The sequence below is a fragment of the Bradyrhizobium sp. Leaf396 genome (assembly GCF_001424605.1).
Taxonomy (GTDB): domain Bacteria; phylum Pseudomonadota; class Alphaproteobacteria; order Rhizobiales; family Xanthobacteraceae; genus Bradyrhizobium; species Bradyrhizobium japonicum_C.
Genome location: NZ_LMQJ01000034.1, coordinates 1 through 19,269, shown reverse-complemented (window position 1 = coordinate 19,269; position 19,269 = coordinate 1). Strand labels below are relative to the sequence as shown.

Annotated in this window: 17 protein-coding genes; 7 read left to right on the top strand and 10 right to left on the bottom strand. The window is 62.6% G+C overall.

The genetic code is table 11. The features are described 5' to 3' along the window. Positions 1 to 234 precede the first annotated feature (234 nt). From ASG57_RS24830 to ASG57_RS24785, 10 genes are all read right to left on the bottom strand, one after another. Positions 235 to 2,064, bottom strand: coding sequence for a type IV secretion system DNA-binding domain-containing protein (locus ASG57_RS24830; RefSeq protein ID WP_024336891.1), 1,830 nt, complete (start codon positions 2,062 to 2,064; stop codon positions 235 to 237). Positions 2,065 to 2,081: 17 nt separating this feature from the next. After that, positions 2,082 to 2,453: a hypothetical protein gene (locus ASG57_RS24825; protein ID WP_024336890.1), complete on the bottom strand. Its 372-nt coding sequence runs from the start codon at positions 2,451 to 2,453 to the stop codon at positions 2,082 to 2,084. Next, a complete protein-coding gene (locus ASG57_RS24820; protein WP_024336889.1) occupies positions 2,446 to 3,288 on the bottom strand; it encodes a hypothetical protein in 843 nt (280 codons plus the stop codon). Before ASG57_RS24820 ends, ASG57_RS24825 begins: the two co-directional genes overlap by 8 nt. Positions 3,289 to 3,427: 139 nt before the next feature. Beyond that, positions 3,428 to 4,699, bottom strand: a complete 1,272-nt coding sequence (locus tag ASG57_RS24815; protein ID WP_024336888.1) for a hypothetical protein — start codon at positions 4,697 to 4,699, stop codon at positions 3,428 to 3,430. A gap of 68 nt (positions 4,700 to 4,767) precedes the next feature. After that, the gene (locus tag ASG57_RS24810; RefSeq protein WP_230646547.1) at positions 4,768 to 5,346 is read right to left on the bottom strand and encodes a hypothetical protein; all 579 of its coding nucleotides are present in this window, start codon (positions 5,344 to 5,346) and stop codon (positions 4,768 to 4,770) included. Between the two features lie 212 nt (positions 5,347 to 5,558). Then, positions 5,559 to 6,464, bottom strand: coding sequence for a hypothetical protein (locus tag ASG57_RS24805; protein ID WP_024336886.1), 906 nt, complete (start codon positions 6,462 to 6,464; stop codon positions 5,559 to 5,561). A 58-nt stretch (positions 6,465 to 6,522) separates the two neighbouring features. Then, the gene (locus tag ASG57_RS24800) at positions 6,523 to 7,086 is read right to left on the bottom strand and encodes a hypothetical protein (protein ID WP_155248203.1); all 564 of its coding nucleotides are present in this window, start codon (positions 7,084 to 7,086) and stop codon (positions 6,523 to 6,525) included. Positions 7,087 to 7,123: 37 nt separating this feature from the next. Beyond that, a complete protein-coding gene (locus tag ASG57_RS24795) occupies positions 7,124 to 7,546 on the bottom strand; it encodes a hypothetical protein (protein ID WP_024336884.1) in 423 nt (140 codons plus the stop codon). A gap of 15 nt (positions 7,547 to 7,561) precedes the next feature. Continuing rightward, positions 7,562 to 7,993, bottom strand: coding sequence for a hypothetical protein (locus tag ASG57_RS24790; RefSeq protein WP_024336883.1), 432 nt, complete (start codon positions 7,991 to 7,993; stop codon positions 7,562 to 7,564). 14 nt (positions 7,994 to 8,007) lie between these two features. Further along, a complete protein-coding gene (locus tag ASG57_RS24785; RefSeq protein ID WP_024336882.1) occupies positions 8,008 to 8,364 on the bottom strand; it encodes a glyoxalase superfamily protein in 357 nt (118 codons plus the stop codon). Between the two features lie 354 nt (positions 8,365 to 8,718). On the opposite strand from ASG57_RS24785, the gene ASG57_RS24780 reads away from it, so the two are divergent. From ASG57_RS24780 to ASG57_RS24750, 7 genes are all read left to right on the top strand, one after another. Continuing rightward, complete coding sequence (locus ASG57_RS24780; RefSeq protein ID WP_024336881.1) at positions 8,719 to 9,573, top strand: hypothetical protein; 855 nt, start codon at positions 8,719 to 8,721, stop codon at positions 9,571 to 9,573. A 137-nt stretch (positions 9,574 to 9,710) separates the two neighbouring features. Continuing rightward, positions 9,711 to 10,310 (top strand): hypothetical protein, encoded by a 600-nt coding sequence (locus ASG57_RS24775; protein WP_024336880.1) that lies wholly within the window; start codon positions 9,711 to 9,713, stop codon positions 10,308 to 10,310. Positions 10,311 to 10,440: 130 nt separating this feature from the next. Next, the gene (locus tag ASG57_RS24770) at positions 10,441 to 12,024 is read left to right on the top strand and encodes a hypothetical protein (protein WP_024336879.1); all 1,584 of its coding nucleotides are present in this window, start codon (positions 10,441 to 10,443) and stop codon (positions 12,022 to 12,024) included. A gap of 496 nt (positions 12,025 to 12,520) precedes the next feature. Next, positions 12,521 to 13,717 (top strand): hypothetical protein, encoded by a 1,197-nt coding sequence (locus ASG57_RS24765; protein WP_024336878.1) that lies wholly within the window; start codon positions 12,521 to 12,523, stop codon positions 13,715 to 13,717. 152 nt (positions 13,718 to 13,869) lie between these two features. After that, positions 13,870 to 15,993, top strand: coding sequence for a ParB/RepB/Spo0J family partition protein (locus ASG57_RS24760; RefSeq protein WP_024336877.1), 2,124 nt, complete (start codon positions 13,870 to 13,872; stop codon positions 15,991 to 15,993). 68 nt (positions 15,994 to 16,061) lie between these two features. After that, entirely contained in the window at positions 16,062 to 17,108 is a 1,047-nt protein-coding gene (locus ASG57_RS24755) for a DUF7146 domain-containing protein (RefSeq protein ID WP_024336876.1), read from the top strand. A 337-nt stretch (positions 17,109 to 17,445) separates the two neighbouring features. Next, positions 17,446 to 18,381, top strand: a complete 936-nt coding sequence (locus ASG57_RS24750; RefSeq protein ID WP_024336875.1) for a DUF2493 domain-containing protein — start codon at positions 17,446 to 17,448, stop codon at positions 18,379 to 18,381. Positions 18,382 to 19,269 lie beyond the last annotated feature (888 nt).

Genomic DNA, 19,269 nt, shown 5'->3' with positions numbered 1-19,269 from the left:
GGGAGAACACGAGGCCGCGCTTGGCTCGCAACCGCGACGGCTCGGTTTGGTGGCGTTGTCGCCCCAGGCAGAGCATCTTGCTGTTCGGCGTCGCTTTGAGCATGACGCCGATCAGGAGATGATGGACGAAGATCAGCACGTTGCGCGCGATCATCTGGAGCGCGTGCACGATCAGCGGCGCCGGGATGGCCTTCATCAGATTGCCATCATTGAGGTAAAGCGCGCGAAACTCCCTTACGGTAATAGCCTTGTGGTCGAGCTGGCGTTCTTCGACGAGATTTTCACCCTGCGTTCCGCTTCGTGCCTATGCAGCATCCCGGCGTCGCCAATCCAGGGCGCCGGGATGTGGCCTTCGCGCCGATCTGCCCAGGTCGTTAGCGGAACTTCGACGATGGCCAGCGTCGGAAAGCCCGTCACCAGGACGCGGATCATTTTTCCGGCTGACGTCTCGAACACGCCAAGCGCATCCGAGAGGAAGTCGGTCGTGATCGTGTCCTCCCAGACGGTCTCCATTGGCTTCGTGATCCCTCGGGCCAACTCCTCCACGGTCGCATCGCGGCGCCTGCGGATCTGACGGCGTCCGACCCAGACTTCGCAGATGCGACCTGCGGTTTCGCCGGGCTCAAGGCGAAGAACCAGTCGGATGCCGAAGCGCGCCTCAACCACGGAACCTTTCTCTTGGCCGAACATAGCGGTGATCTGACCGAGGTCCTGCACTGTCGCGATGGTGTTGACGTGCAGTTCGCGCCCAAGTGCGAGAAGCCGCGGCAGACGCTCGATCGGCACCTCCGGAAATTCATCGAGCAGCATGGTCAGGTGCTCCGTGCCGGCGCGACGACGAGTGGAGACGAGCGCCGCCGCGGCCACCCGCTCCGCCAGGAAGCTGCCGACCATAGAGGAGAGCTCGGCATACTCACCCGACTTCTGCAGCAGCAGCGTGCGCGGGAGCTGTGAACCTGGCGCCAGCCAGTCGCGCACGGTGAACCGCTGCGGTGGGTCGACCTCCGACCAGGCGCGCGCGAGCGGCTCGATCACGCTCAACACCGTCACCCAGAGCGTGATCAGGATTGACATGACGGTGCGGTTCTCCTCGGGGTCTTCGCCGAAATTCAGCAGCGCAACGCTCTTGCCGCCGCTCTCGAGCAACATTCGGCGGATCTCCGCCACGGACGAGAGCCCCGCCTCGGCAAGATCGCTCCAGCCCCACGTCTCGCCCGAGCGTACGCGCAGCGCCATGACGATGTCCGCAAGAAGGCTCCGCGACGCATGGGCCCACATCGGGTCCTGCTCGGACACCGGGACGCATTTCGCGGCGAATTCCCGCGCGACGAGCGGATTGGTAATCTCGCGGCCGATGTCGATCGCCCAGCCGCGCGCATCCTGAGGGGCCACCAGGATCATCGAATCCACCGGCAAGCCGGCCAGCATGTCGCCCTTCGCGTCGAACACGAACGTGCGACCGCTCGGGCTTTTGAGGTACTGCTCGGCAAACGCTCGCAGCAGGCCGGTCTTGCCCGAGCCTTGCGTGCCGACCAGCAGGAGATTTCGCGCCGCCGAAGCCGCATTCAGTTGCACCTCTGGGAGCAGCCACAGATCATGCGTCTGCGGCGGCCCGTGGCGATGGATCGCATGCCGCAGCGCGCGGGAGGCATAGGCGCCGGTCTCGATGCGCCGGCCGCGCGTGACCGTGAGGTTCTCGATCGGCGGCGTATCGGCGTAAGCGAAGGAAAAGGCAAAGCCGCTTGCCGCCAGAACCGCAAGAGCGATGGTGGCAAGCCGCCGGGCTCCGATCGGTGACTCCAGCAACTGCGCTGTGATCGCCTGGATCCAGTCCAACCGGCACACGATCGGCCAGCTCGAATGGCCGCACCTCTCGCCGCGAAGGTTCTGAACGATTTCGTGAAACGCGACGTCGCTGGCGAGGCTGACGTTGCCGTGGAACAGCACGTCGACGGTCGGCGGAGCGACGAGGAACAGCGAGATCACCCCGGCAATGAGCGTGATCAGGGCAGCGCCGAGCGCCACGATGAGGGCGGACCGAAACAGGCAGATAGGATTGTTCATGATAGATTTTCTCGCTGTCAGATGGTCAGTGCGATTGCCGACCCGAACACGATTCCGATCCCCGCCAAGGCGCCGAACAGCAGGGCGGAGATCTCGAAGGGAAGCGGCACGGTCTGCTTGTCGCGCCAGCCGAGATCGGCCGACGTCTGCTCGGCGAGTTCGACCTCGACCTCGGGCTGGCTCGTCGTGTCGATGCCGCGCGTCGGTACGCTCACGGTCGTGACGAAGGAGAGCAGGCCCTCCTTGCCGAGAAGGATGAGCTTGCGCGGGTCGAAGCTTTCGGGATCCCCCCGGAACTCGGCTGCATAGTTGCAGCCCAGCTCCTTGCGGCTGGCCGAAGCATCGGCCGTGGCCGCGGCGACCACGTCCTCGAAGTCCTCATTAGCCATTGTTGTCACCCTCGAACGCGATCAGCTTGTCGAACTCGGAAAACATCTCCGAGCACCAGGCCGCGACATCGCCGCGGATCATCTTGGCCTCCGGCCGCGGCAGCCCCGTCACCTTCATGATCTCGTCGATCGGCATCGTGACCGCATCGACGAGGCGCGCCCCGCGCGCCTCGAAGGGCCGCCAGCTGCCGGCCTCGATCATCGGCATCCGCAGCGTGACCGCGTTCTTGGCGAGCGGCATGATGGAGGTGCGATACGCCTCGGCGGCATCGCTCGCCGGATGCAGATCGCTCACCGCGCCGTCGCGCTGGTTCTCGATCAGAACCAGGCGGGCGTGGGGCAGCACTTCGAGAAAGCTCGAGGCCGATTTCGCGCCGCGGCGCATCGATTCGGCCTGGGCGGTGAACGGGGTGATCACGAAGACCTCGACGCCGAGCGTCGAGAGGTCTTCCTGCAGATCCACCATCCCTGCCCACAATGCCCCACGCGAGGCTTCATTGGCCCCGAACTCCACCACGGTGAGGCCACTGGTCTTGGCCATCGTCTCGAGGGTGTCATAGAGGGGCGTCAGGGCACGCAAGGCGACACTCGGATCGCGCCGCGCCATCTTCGCGTCGGTCGCGATGGAGACCACATGCGGCCCCAGGATGGACAGCGACTGTCCCTGGGTATCGACCTCGACGACACCGAGCGGCACGCCGGCGATCCGCGCGCGCTCCGACAGCGCGTGGCCGAGCAGGCTTTTTCCATCCCCGCCCTTGTCCTGGGTGATGATCGCGGCCGCGGGCAACTTCAACGGCAGCACCGGGCCGTCATTACGCATCTTTTTCGACATGTTCTCCTCTCGGATGGATCTTGAGCGATCCACCGCCTAGAGGAGCCCATCGGCCCGGTACCCGTCTCGGAAATGAATGACCTAATTGCGCGGGCGGCCAGGAATTCGAGCTTGCGCCGTCGCAGCCTGAGAGCCGAGCCTAATCCGGAAGAGCAAAATCCTGCCCGTGAGCGATCGCTTTGTTCAGACGATCCTTCCCCCCAGGCAGCACCAGGATGTCGAGGGCGCACTTGGCCAGATACCGGTGAACATCGCGGTAAATCGCGCCTTCAGCACGGCCCTTCTCGCCCAGGATCAGCTCGTCCAGGTCCTTGACCTCTTTCGGGTCGAAGAGCGCTTGATGTCCGCGGCCGATTTGGCCCAGCTTGCGAGCCAGCCGGAACTCCGCCGTCGCCAGCACGTGGTTGACGGTGACCAGATTGGGATCAACATCGGCGGCCACGGCAATGAACGCCAGCTCGACCGCCGAAAACTCGTTTCTGGTGAACAGCTCGTGCTGTTGGCGCGTCATCGGCTCCTGGTGAAAGGGATCATTGCCTTTCCGCGGGCGCTTCAACGCTTTAACGTCCTTCGCGCGCTTGGCGAGCTGGTGCTTTTCTTCCGCGACCTCTTTAGTATGAACGCACGCCTTCGCCAGCGTGTGGACCCAGTTCGCCGCAGCCTTGATCGCATCCTCGAACTCCGCTCGCGACCAGCGGCCGCCGTCAACACAATCGCGAACCTGCCCGACGACGGCTGCCTCCGCCTGGGCTGGATCGGTCAGGCCCGGGAGCCAGCGGACTGCGAGCTTTTCGCCTTCCGACCTCAGCGTCTCGAACAGCGCAAGACGGCGATCTTCCTCGCTGAGGTCGTCGTCTGCCGCCTTTCCTTTGGTCGGGATCCCGGGCACCCAGGCAAGCTCTGCAAGCGTATTCAAGCCGGCGCCCTTGACCACCGACACCTCAGCGCCATCGAATTGCGCGTGCATGCAGGACAGCAGGGCGCCGATTTCCGGATCTCGCCGAAAGACCTCGAATTCCAACGCCTCGCGGACGGCGAGCTCGACCTCACGCTTGAGCCGGCCGCCGCGATGTCGAGCGAGTCGCAAGTCCACCAGTGACAACATCCGAAGCAGCGGCCCAGTGCGGAACTGTTGCATTTCAGCGTGCGACAACGCGAACGGCGTCCTCTGCAACTCCGCTTCCGGAATGATCAGGCGCTCCGGCTCTTGTTTTAGACGATGAATCCGCTCCCAGACCTCTGGACGAACGCTTTGCCACCATTCCGCGGCATGGTCGGGGTGCACGAAAAAGAACGGCAACACCCATTGCACGGGCAAAGCGTCGATCGGACGATCAGAGGCCTCGACCTCCGCGCGGCAAGCGGCGGCCAACCTCTCGATCTTTTGGAGGATCCTCGGGAGATTGTTCACGCGATGCTGCTCCTGAAAGGTACTTGCTTGTGTATCGATTGTTCTCAGTTCGTCCGTCCGCAGACTGCCTACTTGCGGCCGACGCGCGACTGAATCGCTTCCAGGGTGGGAGCGGCGACATCGATGCCGAAATCAGTGAGGAAGGATGCGGCAACCTCCGCCTCAGCAATCCGGTCGCGCAGGAACCCCTCACTGCATCCGAGCTGGCCGAGGACCGTCTTGCAATTGGCCAGCGCAATCATGTTCCGCGCGATTTCGCGACGCGCGGAAAATTTGATCTTCCGCAGAATGAGGTTCGCCCCGGCAAGGGCGACGACTTCCTCACCATAGGAAGCAATCGCTTCGTCGGGCTCCGGCGTACGCGGCAGACGACCGAGATGCCGGATCGTGGAATGAACAGCTTCGTGGACAACGGTGTCGACGAGACCGGCGACGCTGTCGTGCTTGAGCAGATTGAGCCAGATCAGGGGCCCGCTTCCGGCAAGAACAAGCGTCAGCCCAAACCTGTCACTGCGGCGCGCCATGTCCCTGGGGAGAACGGCGTCGGCACCGATGATCACACCGATATCCGCGAGCTGCGCCAGCAGGTCCTGGAAACCAGCGTTCTCGATCCCGCCAAGCCTTTCCAGCGCCTGCGTCACGTCCATATGGCTGCGGATGTGCCGGTACCGCGTCGCGAGGTCGCGCTCACGGGCCTCAGATCGATCGAGTTGCCCGTAATTGGCCGTCGATTCACGCCAGCCCATCGTATCGCTGTGCTTTGCCATGTTGTCTGCTCCTAATGAATATTGTGTGTTTGTCCGCGCCAGCCACAGCGTCGGCTCGAGTTGGGCGGTTTAGACCTGGGAGCTACGTCAACTCAGGACACAACAGCCCGGTGCAGCATCGCGAGACCGCGCGCCAGATGGAGGTGCCCAACCCTGTGGACCTCCAGGCTGAACTCCTCCAGTGCCTGCTTCGAGGCCGTCGCCGAGGCCACGGTCACGCCGTCGATGGTGTCGAGGGTAATAATGAACATGTCGTCGTCGATCATCACGATGTTCTGGAACGGCTCGCCCGGCAGGACCGACCAGCCCTTCACGGCCTCCTCGATGTTCGCCATGAGCGACTCGATCGCAATCTCGATCCATTCGGCGCGCACCGCCGCAAAATCGGAGCTGTGCCTGGGCACGCCGATCTTGGCCATCACCGGGCTGAGGCCCTCCGCCAGCAGTTCATACAGTTCCTCGATGATGAGGTTGGGATTGCGCTCCCTCGCACGATTCACGTGCGTGATCGGGAAGGCCAACACCTGCGGCTTGTCGGTGGAGGCCTCGTTTCCGTTGCGCTCGACGCCGTACCACCAGCGATCGTACGGCTGCATCACCGGATCATGGAATTCGGCGTCATCGTGGTCGGTGCCACGCCTGCCCGGTTGCTCGGCAAGGCTCTGCAGCTGTTTCTTGACCTCACCGCACGCGGTGAGGATTCCGCGGTCGGAGATCGCAGCCCAGCGCAAGTCGACCAGGGCCGAGCGAAGAACGCCCCCGGTGCCCAACGCCTTGCGGAGAAGGGTGATGTTGACGGCATCGGGCATGGCGATGCGGACGTGCTCGGTCGACACCGTGACCCATTCCGGCATCGCCGCATGGGTCAATTTGAGAAGGCCCGATCCGAGCGCCAGGTCGAAGCAGGGAGGCAGCGCAGGACGGCCCCTCTCCTGGATCGGCCAGCAGTCCCGCTGCTCTGCATGAATGACTGTCGGATCGAGGATGAGTTCGCTCATTGTTGTTGCCCTGTTTGGCTCGCCATTACGATGACGACGCGTTGCGCGTGCTGTGGATCTAATGAGCCTTCCGCTTCGGCGGCGTCGGGAGGAGGTGGAGGCGGAGCCGTTCATCGAGAAAGGCGCACGTGGCGTCGATCGTCGCGCGATCGCGCTGCTCGAACACGGCCAAGCCATCGATTTCAAAACGGATGATGTCGTGATCGGCGATGGCCTCGATCGTGTAGCGCGTTCGCGCGATGGACAGCGCTTCCATAGCGATCGGACCTTCCGCGTTCGGGCCCGCGGCCATCATCTTGGCGATCAACCGGTCGACCAGCCGGGAGAAGATCGGAGCGAGCACCTTCTCAAAATCCGGGTGGTCGATGGAATAGCCGCAGCCGATCATGTCAGCCTCCTCTGCGGAGACCTTAGCAGTGGGCACGTACATGATGTCCGGGTGAGCGGTAATGCCGCATGCGGCATCCCGATCCGCTTTCCGCGCGTAGGCCTCGACCGTGTAGTAGTTGAGCGCCAACGCCAGCCGCGCGCCGGGGGTGTCCAGCGTGAACTTGGCAGGCAGGCTCGGAAGGTGCTCGAAATCGGGACTGTTTTGGTCGAACAGCGGCTGGGCGAGGTACACTTTGCTCATCGGTGTGGCTCCTTTCATGCTATGGCGTCTAAAGCTTCAGCAGCGCGCGGACCTGGTCGGCCACGTTGCCACGGAGCCGCCTGACCTTGCGACCGATCTTCACGAGGTCGCGGTCGGCGAGAACCGCAGCGATGTCGCGGCGAACCGCCTTCGACCTGATAGCTTTCGCGACCTGCATGACGAGAGCGCGGGCGTCGTCATCTTTGGGGGCGACGACATTGACCTGCCGCAAGCCATCGGCCAGCTGACGCTGGCGCTGATCAGCCTTACGCTCGGCGTCGGTCCGAGCCTCCGTCTGCTCGCTTTTCGTAGCCGGCGCCTGCTCGCCCGGCTCGATGAACGCGCGCACCTCCCGCCAGCCCTCCCGTTTCAGGCGGGCCTTAGAGATGCGCGGCTCCGGCTCGCCGGACTGCTCGCTATGCTCGGGATCGGAGTCGAAGTTCATGTCCATGTGACTAGCCCGTGTCTAGACCGCCGGCTCGGCGTTTACCTCAGCGGCCGCGCTGCGCACCTCGAAGCAGCGCAGCGCCATCGCGACGATGCGGTCGCGCTGGGCGGTGGAGATGCTGATGCGGTAGCGCTCGCTCTGCTGCGGGTAGACGCCGACGCGCTTCGCCTCGGTCAGGAACCAGTCGCGCGTCCCCCTGGTCAGCGTGACGCAGGTGCGGGTCATCTTATAGCCGTAGGCCTTGGCCACCGGCCCGGCCGCGTGCCAGATCACCTCGGCGCCGGCGCGCGCGCGCCCGGAAATCCCCGCCGCCATCAACGACCGTTCGGCCCTGTTCGCGAGGGCCAGGACGTCGGCCAGCGAAGCCGTGTGCTTGTGCGCTTTGCCGTTCGCGCCATTCAGCGCAGCCGCGAGCCGCATGGCGTTGACGTTATTAACCTTGATACGCATCTACTAACTCCTCCTCATGTCGCATCGTGGGTGAACGGCTGGCCGTTCCCAAAAGACTGCTTCTGCCACCCGGTGGGGTTCACCTCGTCGAGCACCACCCCCGCGACGGCGGCGAACCCGGCCTCTGCCATCACGCTCTCCTGGTGCTGGAAGCGGGCTTCGACGGTCTCGTCATCGGCGTCCTCGTCGAACGTGCTCAACGGACCGTCCAGTACCGTTCTCTTCCACTCCTGAAAGTGCGAGAAGCCGTGCAGCTGCGCCATCAACTCCAGGCACTTCGTGTACTTCAACTCCTGGCCATGCCGCGCCAACGACTTCATGAGGCGCTTGGCGTCCCGCTTGATTCTCGTTTCGCTGGTAAAGAAACGCATGATGCTTACTCATAGTCGTGCGGCACTCGAATGAACGACGGGTCGAATGCCATTACCCTGGCCTAACGTTACGTCGGTCTGGCCGGGAAACTAAGGAAGTGACTTCGTGAGTTTTGACGTCTGACCGTTGGTGACGAGATGCAGATCCGGCTTCGAGCCGGTAGATCAGCACCGCGCGCACCTACAGTGGTGCGAGCGCCCGTGCACCAAAACGCGAATGGCACGACCGACGAGCGCGCAGACCTAGCCGGCGCGGTGAATCTCATCCCCAACATAGACTTTTATCAATCTGCGCAACGATCGCTTTGAATGTCCGCGCTATCGGATGATCGTATTCAATCTCGGACGGCCCGTATGAGCAGGCTCGCTGACGAAGCACTCGCAAGCGCGGTACGCGCAACTCTCCCGCAGACCATCTTCGGAACCCCGTGGGACGTGCGCGTTACCGATGACATCGATCATGCCGGCGCGGACTTCTATTCCGGCGTGGTGCGGGTTCATGAAACATGGCTTCAATCGATCCATAAATCGCGCCTGTCTTACGTAACCAGACATTATCCATTGGCGATCGGACCTTTCGAAGAGGCCGAGCCTCAACTGATTCCACACAACGGTTGCACTGAATGCCGACGCCGACCCGTTACCGTGGGACGCGCCATCACGATCCAACGTTCCTTTGCTGGCGGTCAATTCAGCGGTGCGTTGATAGTAGGCGAAGCCTTCATCGCCAGAAGCAACGAGGATCACGACATGTTTGCGGATCGTAATCGCGAGATTGCAATCAAGGGCGTCATGACCGCTCTCCATTCCAGAGCTTGGAAGCGGCTGGCTGATGCGCGCGCGTTGACCGAATTGCGGGATCTGGCCTTAGGTGTCGTCACCAGAATGGGCTCGCAGCGTCCCTACGATGCCAGCACCTGCATCTGCCTTCTGCCTTATGATCGTCTGTTGCCGAGCGCAACCGCCGACAAACTGAGATACTACGAGAGGCTACAAATTTACCCGCAAGAAGGCATTCCATTTCCCGTTCTAAGGCAAGAATGCGCCGACGCGATTGTCTTCATGGAGCGAGATGAAATCCTTAGTCTCTTGCTGCGATTGTCCTTTGACATCTCCGAGCTACAAAATTCATTCGTCGGGAATAACGGAGACAGCGGCGACTTGAGCTCAAATCGGCTGACGGACGAGGAGTTCGCGCTTCTGGTTTAGGCAGGCCTGGCGGGTTAGTCAGCTTTCATCAATCGGACATGTGACGTTCACCGACTAATCTTTCATTGAATAGTACCTGTTAGCGATCCACTGTACTTCAGATCTGTTGCGGCATAGGCGTTGCTTGGGGAGGACTTATGGGATTGTCAGTTCCGATCTATGGTTACCACTCCGCGAAAGGCAGGAGACATCAGCAAGAGAAGGGTGACGGCACTTACAACGAGGACAACAAGAGGAATATCGAGTCGTTCTTCGAGCTCCTTCAGAGGCCGTTGGTCAAAGACATTGGCGTCACATGCCGCGCAATTTATCCCAGGAACGAGGGTGAAGACCCTCGCCAGATCGACTGGAGTGCTAGGATTGTTTACGAGACGGAAACCGAAGGACGTCCCGAACTAAACGCCCTTCTGGATGAGCTTAATGATTGGGGCACGATCGTTGTCCCGAACCGCTGGCATCTTACGGACGACGGCCTATACGCCGAGAAGCTGATCAAGCGTCTAAGCAATGGATCGATTGCGCCCATCGCGCTAGACCTCGAAGCCTTGGCGGACGCCCGGCAACCGCTCGAAAGGCATTTCCGAGGCTTGACGCGCTTGCCCGATATCGAGCAACGCATAAGGCACTTCTTTAAAGTGCTGACCAGCGATCCCGTGCGGGTGCGGGTCGAGGTCGCGAATTCAATCCCGCGAAAGTCCTTTGAGGACCCACCGCAGGAGCAAGCAAGGAGCAAGTAGTCTAGCCAGCATTGGCCGTGCGGGCTGCCGCAAACTGATGAGGTCACTTGCTTAGTTTCTTCGCGGCTTCGGGTTAGGGCTTCCAAGAGCCGATCGGCTAACAGTCGGTTCGATCGAAGAAAGGAAGCACATGTCCCGCAAGAATTCGAGCCGTGTTGGAGATAGCCCGAACCCGAATCCGTCAGCGCCCCGTCAGTCATCCAAGGCCGACGAGCGGCCCGATCTGATCATTGACCAGGCCGATTTGCCCGCCGCGGCCGGCAAACTGGCTGAGCGTTTGGCGAGCTCGCCGAGCCTGTTTCAGCGGGGTTCTACCCTCGTGAAACTGGTGAATACCACCGAAGGCCCTTCAACTCTTCTCCTCAACGTCCATGACGTTGTCAATTACAGCCACCAGGTATGTCGTCCCGTGATGCAAAAGATCGTGCGTGGCGAGCTCATGCGCGAGCCGGTGACGCTTCCGGAGCGCGTCGCCAAGCTCTACCTCAACCGGCACGACGCTTGGGGTGTCCGTCACCTGGACGGCATTTGCCGGGCCCCGATCCTTTCAGACGATGGCTCGATCCGCGCGACGCACGGGTACGACAAGGAGACGCACTTCTGGTGCATTGGGGTGGAACTGCCCCGCATTCCTGATCGCCCGACGCGAAAGCAGGCTGAGAAGGCGCTCGACAGTCTTCGCAGGGTCTTCGCAACGTTCCCCTTTGCTGACGCGCTCAAGACCGCTGTTTCGGGCGGCAGGCTGATGGTCGACCTCTCGCAGCCGCCGAGGGTCGACGAGGCAAGCTACTTGGTCGCCATCCTGACCGCCGTCTGCCGTCCCAGTCTCCCGCTCGCTCCCGGCTTCATCATTCGTTCGCCGCAATACTCTGGCGCGGGCACTGGAAAGGGGAAGCTCATTCGCGCCGCCGCGCGCATCGCATTCGACTTCGCGCCCAAAGCGTTCACGAGTACGGGTGATCGCGCGGAGCTCGATAAGCGTTTGACTGCGTCGCTGGTCGCTGCAGACCCTGTCGTCTTTCTCGATAACGTCAATGCGGAGATTGTGCGTTCCAACCTCCTGGCGCAAATCGCAACCGAAAACCCGTGTGCGATCCGACCGTTTCGGGAGAACACGAAGATGGTGTCGATCACCACGAACGCTTTTCTCGCGATCACCGGGAACGCCATTGCCGTGTCCGAGGATCTGGCGCGGCGCTTCCTTATCGTTGGGCTCGACGCCGGTTGCGAGGATCCCGAACGGCGCGAATTCAGCGAGGAGTTCGATCTCCTGATCCAGCGCAAGCGCCGCGACCTTCTTGCCGCAGCGCTCACGATCTGGCGGTGGGGCCGCCAGAATAGCCTCAAGCAAGGTCAGGCGCTTGGTAGCTTTGAACAGTGGGCGAGTTGGTGCCGCGATCCGCTGCTTGCGCTCGGCTGCGCCGACCCCGTCCAACGAATCTCCGACATCAAGCGCGACGATCCACGCCGCGTTCAGGTCGTCGAGTTCTTTACGACTTGGCATGAGCTCTATGGCGACCGCGCGATCAAGGTCAAAGAGCTCGACATGCGCCTTTCACTGCTTGCTCATCCGCATGGTCGCGGAAGTCGGCAAAGCCTTGCGGGCTTTGTTGCCAACCTCGAGGGGACGCGCGCGGGCGGTTTCGTCATGCTGCGCAACAAGCCCCTCGGAAAATGGGGCACGTCCACGTATGTCCTTCAGAAAACCGATTAGCGGCGCTCGGCGAGCGCGGCCAATTCCCGCTGAGCAGAAGCTCGCTGAGAGCGTGTGCCTACGCCAATGGCATAGGAAGCATAGGGGGCATATGATCCGAGATCGCGGATCTCAGGCTCGATCACCGGAGGAACCCATAGGCTCATAGGGGGCATAGGCCGTCGGGAGCGGTAGCAACTCGACGCGATGGCAATCACGTTTTGCCATTCACAATGGCGAGCAACCCCGGGGCTCTCCGTGCCGCCGGCCGGCTCCGACCACTTTCGGGATACAATCGGGCCCGAGAGGTGGCGGGCTACGCCACATTCCTTGAGCGCCGCGAGTGCCTGCGCGTTAGGCCGCTCATGCGTCCGCAACGGAGTGTTCAGATCTGGATTGCGCAGATGCAAAGGGCATCTAAGCGCGTCAGCTATCATAGAGTCAGAGTGTGGCCGGATTTTCCGTGACGGGTTGAGGCGGCGAGAGAGCCTCGCGGCACCCGTCATGGAGATATCTCATGACCCAGCTGGATGTTCTGGACGCCGCGCGCGGTGAGCGTGGCGGCTATAAGGTAGATGTGAGCCGTGGTGAGCGCGTCGGCCGCGTCTCGTCGGAATGGTTTTCCCGGCCGGCGGACGAGCGGTACTTGTCACTCTCCGACCTTCACGCTGCCGTGCGCTGCCGTGCCGAGCGAAGCCGGACCCGGACGGTGGAGAGCGCGGCGATTCGGGTGGAGGCGAGTCGTGACGATACGGAGCGGCTGACGTTGATGCTGCCGGCTGAGTCAGCGCCTCTTGCGCCGACGCACTGGAGCTTCGGCCAGCTCGCTACGATGGTCGGCGCGCCATCGGCTTACCTTCGCCAACTTCCCGCGCCGCTTGCAGCCATCAACCTGCAGTTTGGGCTAAGCTCGAATCGCGCGGAGCAGATCAAGACCCTCGAGGTCGAAGACGGCCGCACCGAACTGCGGGCGGTCACCAGCCCCGACTATGGGCGCATCTTTGACCAGGAGCTGGTCGCCGCCGTGCAGCGCATCGCCGGTAACGGCACCGGCGACACGCGATGGAAAGTGCCAGGGGTGCTCGACTGGTCGACCGGAATCTACAATCCGCGGGTTGACATCACGAAAGCGACCACGACCCTCTACGCTTCCGACCGGGACGTGTTCCTGTTCCTGGTCGACGACTTCAACCCGATCGAGGCGGGCAAGCTGCCTGACGGCTCGCCCGACCTCTACTTCCGCGGCTTTTATTGCTGGAATTCCGAGGTCGGTGCCAAAACGCTGGGTATCGCGAGCTTCTACCTTCGCGCCGTTTGTCAGAATCGCAATCTTTGGGGCGTGGAGGATTTCCAGGAGATCACCATCCGCCATTCCAAATACGCGGCGTCGCGATTCGCCCACGAGGCGGCGCCAGCGCTCACGCGCTTTGCCGATTCCTCGCCGATGCCATTCGTCAACGGCATCAAGGCGGCGCGGAAGCGCGTCGTCGCACGGTGCGACGAGGAGCGAACCCATTTCCTGCGCAAGCGTGGGTTCGGCAAAGCGGAGACAGCAAAGATCATCGAGACCGTGCTTGCTGAGGAAGGCCGCAAGCCCGAAAGCGTCTTCGATTTCGTGCAGGGCATTACCGCTGTTGCGCGGGACAAGCTGCATCAGGATGCTCGGCTGGATCTCGAGGCGCGCGCGAAAAAGCTGCTCGACCACGTCAACTAAGGCGGCCTATCTCCGGCCTATCCGCAGCCGATTCCGCCCCGTCTTCTTCGACCCAACGCCGCCCTCAGAGGAAGAGGGCGGCGCTTCGCTTCGTGACGGGTCAGAAGGTCCAGAGAGAGGCTCTGGATCGCTCGTCGCGGAGAAAAACGTCAATGGCAAAATCCGTTCGCAAGATCACCCTAAGCCAGTCTCGCGATATCCCTTTCAACCGCTTGGTGCTGAGCCAGTCCAATGTTCGCCGTATCAAGGCGGGCGTCTCGATCGAGGAGCTCGCGCAGGACATCGCGCGGCGCACACTGCTTCAGAGCCTCACCGTCCGTCCGGTTCTCGACGACGGCGGCGCCGAGACCGGCATGTTCGAAGTTCCGGCCGGTGGCCGGCGCTATCGCGCGCTCGAACTGCTGGTCAAGCAGAAGCGGCTCGCACGCACCGCGCCGGTTCCCTGCGTCATCCGGACCGATGGCCTAGCCGAGGAGGATTCGCTGGCCGAGAATGTCCAGCGTGCCCCGCTTCACCCCCTCGACCAGTTCCGGGCGTTCCGTGACATGAGTGAGAAGGGCATGAGTGAGGACGAGATCGCTGCTGCCTTCTTCGTTAGCATCCAGGTCGTCAAACAGCGGCTGCGGCTCGCCGCCGTCTCGCCAGCGCTGCTCGACGTCTATGCTGAAGACGGCATGAGCCTCGACCAATTGATGGCGTTTGCGGTCAATCCGGACCACGAGCGGCAGCAACAGGTATGGCAGGCGGTGCAGCGTTCGCACAACAAGGAGCCGTATTACATCCGGCGTCTGCTGACCGAAGGCGCCGTGCGTGCCTCCGACAAACGCGCCCAGTTCGTCGGAATCGAGGCCTACGAGGCCGCCGGCGGGGAGGTCATGCGGGATCTGTTCCAGCAGGACGACGGCGGTTGGCTCCAGGATCCGATGCTGCTGGATCGCCTCGTCGCCGACAAGCTGGAGCGTGCGGCGGATTACGTCCGCGCCGAGGGCTGGAAGTGGGTCGAGGTGGCGATCGACTTTCCGTATGGCCACACCTACGGCTTGCGTCGCATCTCCGGCGAATTGGTCGCAATGACCGAGGAGGAGGTCGCCGCGGCTGAAGCCCTGCGCGCCGAGTATGAGCGTCTCGAGCAGGAGCATTCCGACGCCGATCTCCTTCCCGAAGGGATCGATCAGCGCCTTGGCGAGATCGAGACGGCCCTTGCCGAACTCGATGAGCGGCCCGTTCAGTACGATCCTGACGAAATCGCGCGCGCGGGTACCTTCGCCAACATCGACGCGTCGGGCGCGCTGCGGGTCGAGCGCGGCTATGTTCGACCCGAGGATGAACCGGCAATTTCGAAGCCGGAGGGAGAGGCGGACATCGAGTCGAGTGCCACACCAGGGGCGACCTCTGCCTCAGGAGATGCGACCGAAGGGCTGACAGGCGCCTCGGCAAATGCCGAGGAGCCCGATCAGGAAGACAGCATCAAGCCGATCCCAGATCGGCTGATGACCGAACTCACGGCGTATCGCACCCTGGCCTTGCGCGACGCGCTGGCACAGGACTCGGACACTGCGTTCCTGGCGGCGCTTCACGCCCTTTGCCTGAAGCTTTTCTACCGCTACACGCCCGAGTCCTGCCTCGACGTTGACGCGAAGAGCGTCGTCTTCGGCAGCCAGGCGCCGGGCCTCGGCGATACCACGATCGCAAAGGCAGTCGACGAGAGGCACCGGCAGTGGTCGGAGCAGTTGCCGCGTGAATCGGCCGAGCTCTGGGACGCGCTCACGACCTTCGATCGTGACAGCCGCGACGCCCTGTTCGCGCACTGCGTCGCCCTCAGCGTGAATGCGGTGTACGAGCCCTGGAATCGACGCCCGCGTGCGCTGAGCCACGCCGATCGCCTCGCCGAGGCGATCGGGCTCGATGTCGCTTCGGCCGGCTGGTCGCCGACCGTCGACAACTATCTCGGCCGGGTGACCAAGGCGCGCATCCTGCAAGCCGTCCGTGAAGCCAAGGGAGAAACTGCGGCTCAGCTTATCGAGCACCTGAAGAAGGACGAGATGGCGGAGAGGGCGCAAGAACTCCTTACTGGCTCAGGCTGGCTTCCCGAGCCGCTGCGGACGGCTGGTTGCCTCTCCAGCGCAACATCACCGGCGTCTGAATCTGGCCTGATCTCCCCATCCGCGTCGGAGGAGGACACGCCAGTGAGCGAACGCGAAGGGACCATGCCGGATGCAGAGCATCCGCTCGAAAGTGCAATTCTCCCCGACGAGCCGCTTGTCGCGGCCGAGTAAATAAGCAGAAGCGTCGAACTCGAAGGCCCGCCGTCACCGGCGGGCCTTCTTTTTGACAAGGATCAGCTATGTCAGCTCAAGCATCCGATCTTGCCCGCCGGCTGGCCGAGCGGGCCGAATTCGTCTGCCGGCACTATCTTTCGAACGGCCGGCGCGTTGGACGCTATTGGATCGTCGGTGACATTCACAACACGCGCGGCCGGTCCACGTTCGTTCGGCTGCGTCCACATCATGGGGGTAAGGGAGCGGCTGGCAAGTGGACGGATGCCGCGACCGCCGAACACGGCGATCTGCTCGACGTCATCAGGGAAAGCTGCGGCCTTGTTGAATTCCGCGATGTCCTTGCCGAGGCGCGGCGTTTTCTCAGCCTGCCGCAGCCCGAGGCGGGATCCAAATCGCCGCTCCCACCCGTTCCCATCGGTTCGCCGGAATCGGCTCGGCGGCTGTTTGCGATGTCAAAGCCTATTGATGGCACGCTTGCCGAAACGTACCTCCGGACGCGCGGTATTTTGGACTTACATGAGCTTACCAGCCTCCGGTTTCACCCGCGTTGCTACTACAGGCCGGATGATGACCTGCCGACCGAGACCTGGCCGGCCCTGATCGCCGCTGTCACCACGTTCGATGGAGTCATCACCGGCGCGCACCGCACTTGGCTCGATCCGTCCGGTCGGAGCAAGGCGCCGATCGACACGCCGCGCCGGGCGATGGGCCTCCTGCTCGGCAACGCGGTTCGATTTGGACGAGCACATGATGTTCTCGCCGCCGGCGAAGGCATCGAGACCCTGCTCTCCCTGCGCTGCGCCCTCCCGACCTTGCCCATGGCATCGGCGCTATCGGCCAGCCATCTCGCGGCCATGCTGCTGCCACCGCGCCTGCGCCGGCTCTACATCGCCCATGACGCCGATGCAGCCGGAAAGGCGGTCGCAACCGCATTGGCGCAACGGGCGGAAGGCGCCGGTATCGAGGCGATCCCGCTATCGCCCCGGCTTGGCGATTTCAACGAGGATCTGCGCACCTGCGGCGTCGATGAGCTCCGAGCGGCTCTTCGCATTCAGCTTGCGCCGGCTGATGTCGTCCGCTTCTTGCCGTCGGCGGTCGCGATCACTGCATGAGCGCCTGCGCTTCGCAATCGGGGTCGTAGACCAATCAGGCGAGGCCACGTCGTGAGAGGGCCGCGCCCGGCCTTCTAGAGGGCGATCGGACGGCAAGCGGGCCGCACCGGCAATGGCAGGGCGCGGCTATTTTCCGCCGGCGGTGGTCACCGCCTAAATCAACAACGATCGGTTCATCCGCCTTTGCATCGCGAAGCAAAATAGCCGCGCCCAGCCATCCTCCGCTGTCGCTTCGGCCCTCCGCATTGCTTCGGGTTCTGGTCCGGCCCGCTCGCCGTCTGAGTGATCGCCACGAAGGCCGCGATGGTCGCGGCCGATCCACGGAGGGCCTCATCCCATGATCGATCGTGACGACATGGCATTCGAACCGCAGCACGGTTCATCCCCACTTCATCAGGTTTTGACCGAACTGCAACTTTACGGCTACCGCCCTTTCAGCGACGAGCCCGATCCGAGGCCGCTCCCCGAGGGGAAAATGATCGCTGGTGCCGTTGCCGACATCTTCGATGCCTTCGTGGCAACCCTGAGCGACAGCCGCATGGAGCCGGATCTGGAAGATCTGCTCTGGTCGACGGTCAATCTATTCCATCGAGCCGCAGGCCGGATCGAGCGCCAGCTCGACCAGAACGAGCAGGCCCAGCGTAGGAGCCAACACGAGCAGGATGGCTCCGAGGTACGCTCGGTCGAACTTGAGCGGCTCATCACGGAAGGCCTCTCTCTGATCGAGCGCCGCAACTGCATGGAGCTGTTCCGCGAGCAAGCTATCGCTCAATTCGAAACCAACACCGGCTCACTCTGGCGTCCACGATCCGGATCGCTCGTCGGCCACCGATCGATCACCTCTGCGCTGATCGACTCCAAAGACTTTCTCGCCGCAAAGCGCCGCGCCGAGACCGAGGTGCTTGTTCCGGTCGGACCAAAGGTCGCACTGACTGGAGGTCTTGACTTCGACGACCATCATCTGATCTGGGATCGCCTCGACAAGGTTCACGCTAAACACAGCGACATGGTCCTGTTGCATGGAGGCTCACCACAGGGTGCCGAGCTGATTGCGGCCAAATGGGCGACGAACCGCAAGGTTCCGCAAGTCGCATTCAAGCCGGATTGGTCGAAGCACGCCAAGTCTGCGCCATTCAAACGCAACGACCTCATGCTGACGATGATGCCGATCGGCGTCATCGTATTCCCGGGAACGGGAATTCAGGACAATCTCGCCGACAAGGCACGGCGGATGGGAATCCCGGTCTGGAAATTTGGCGACGGCGGCGCATAGCGCCGCGATCGAGCCTACCGCCTCGCGCCATGCATGCAACGACGCTCGGAGAAATCACGGCGATTTGCCAACTGTGCCGATCATCGCCGTCACAATGCGACTTTCATCTGTGTCTACGCGGTTATATTGGCGCCACTGTGCGACTTCCGTTTGGTATCTCCACAAAACCCGCCCGACGAGACAGAAGCGGGTTCGAACGAGTCTTTAAAGGCGCCCACGGCCGCGACCAAAACAGCGTGTAACCTTCGCCTCCGCATCGACTGTTGCTTCGTCTTTGGGCGCTTGGAGGTTCGGTCTTTTCGATAGGTGCGCCTTCCTCACAGCACTTCGTTACCATCATTGCCCAACCCTCGGCACACTACGTGCTGGATCGGAGCCTCCTTGCAGGTGCGCTTATCTTCGGCATTGAATCGCCGTTCCTGCACGTGCTCTCTCTTTTCCGACCTGAAAACAAACCGACCTCTTGTACCGTACGACCGATGCCAGTCATGTCTCCTCCCAACGTTGTTCAGCACGCGAACACCTCGCCTCTTTGATGGCTTGATCTGGCCGAAGACCGGCCGCGCCTCGATCGTCTGAGCCGCAACGCCAGTCCTGCGACTTTCTTCCCCTGGGCTAAAGCCCATTCCTCGCGAGACAAGAAAGTCTCAGCCATGGCGTCCTCCGCGATGCTTCGGCCCGCAAGCGGGTGCGTCGCCGATCGTCATTCGGCCTGGTCATCGCCATCGAGGCCGCGGTGGTCGCGGTCCGAAACAACAAGGAGAAGTGACATGGCTACCATCGGTTCGTTCAAGAAGGTCGGCAACGATTTAGGTCATGCGCTGAGAAGTGTCCTTTAGCGCCATTGTCTGAGGGCTTGGCACGCAGACGTCCGAGTCAAGCGTTCCC

Bases quoted from the DNA above. Each gene is read 5' to 3' on its own strand.
- ASG57_RS24820 (WP_024336889.1), bottom strand. From the start codon at position 3,288: ATGTCGAAAAAGATGCGTAATGACGGCCCGGTGCTGCCGTTGAAGTTG.
- ASG57_RS24805 (WP_024336886.1), bottom strand. From the start codon at position 6,464: ATGAGCGAACTCATCCTCGATCCGACAGTCATTCATGCAGAGCAGCGG.
- ASG57_RS24830 (WP_024336891.1), bottom strand. From the start codon at position 2,064: ATGAACAATCCTATCTGCCTGTTTCGGTCCGCCCTCATCGTGGCGCTC.
- ASG57_RS24795 (WP_024336884.1), bottom strand. From the start codon at position 7,546: ATGGACATGAACTTCGACTCCGATCCCGAGCATAGCGAGCAGTCCGGC.
- ASG57_RS24780 (WP_024336881.1), top strand. From the start codon at position 8,719: ATGAGCAGGCTCGCTGACGAAGCACTCGCAAGCGCGGTACGCGCAACT.
- ASG57_RS24810 (WP_230646547.1), bottom strand. From the start codon at position 5,346: ATGGACGTGACGCAGGCGCTGGAAAGGCTTGGCGGGATCGAGAACGCT.
- ASG57_RS24750 (WP_024336875.1), top strand. From the start codon at position 17,446: ATGATCGATCGTGACGACATGGCATTCGAACCGCAGCACGGTTCATCC.
- ASG57_RS24775 (WP_024336880.1), top strand. From the start codon at position 9,711: ATGGGATTGTCAGTTCCGATCTATGGTTACCACTCCGCGAAAGGCAGG.
- ASG57_RS24755 (WP_024336876.1), top strand. From the start codon at position 16,062: ATGTCAGCTCAAGCATCCGATCTTGCCCGCCGGCTGGCCGAGCGGGCC.
- ASG57_RS24765 (WP_024336878.1), top strand. From the start codon at position 12,521: ATGACCCAGCTGGATGTTCTGGACGCCGCGCGCGGTGAGCGTGGCGGC.
- ASG57_RS24770 (WP_024336879.1), top strand. From the start codon at position 10,441: ATGTCCCGCAAGAATTCGAGCCGTGTTGGAGATAGCCCGAACCCGAAT.
- ASG57_RS24785 (WP_024336882.1), bottom strand. From the start codon at position 8,364: ATGCGTTTCTTTACCAGCGAAACGAGAATCAAGCGGGACGCCAAGCGC.
- ASG57_RS24825 (WP_024336890.1), bottom strand. From the start codon at position 2,453: ATGGCTAATGAGGACTTCGAGGACGTGGTCGCCGCGGCCACGGCCGAT.
- ASG57_RS24790 (WP_024336883.1), bottom strand. From the start codon at position 7,993: ATGCGTATCAAGGTTAATAACGTCAACGCCATGCGGCTCGCGGCTGCG.
- ASG57_RS24760 (WP_024336877.1), top strand. From the start codon at position 13,870: ATGGCAAAATCCGTTCGCAAGATCACCCTAAGCCAGTCTCGCGATATC.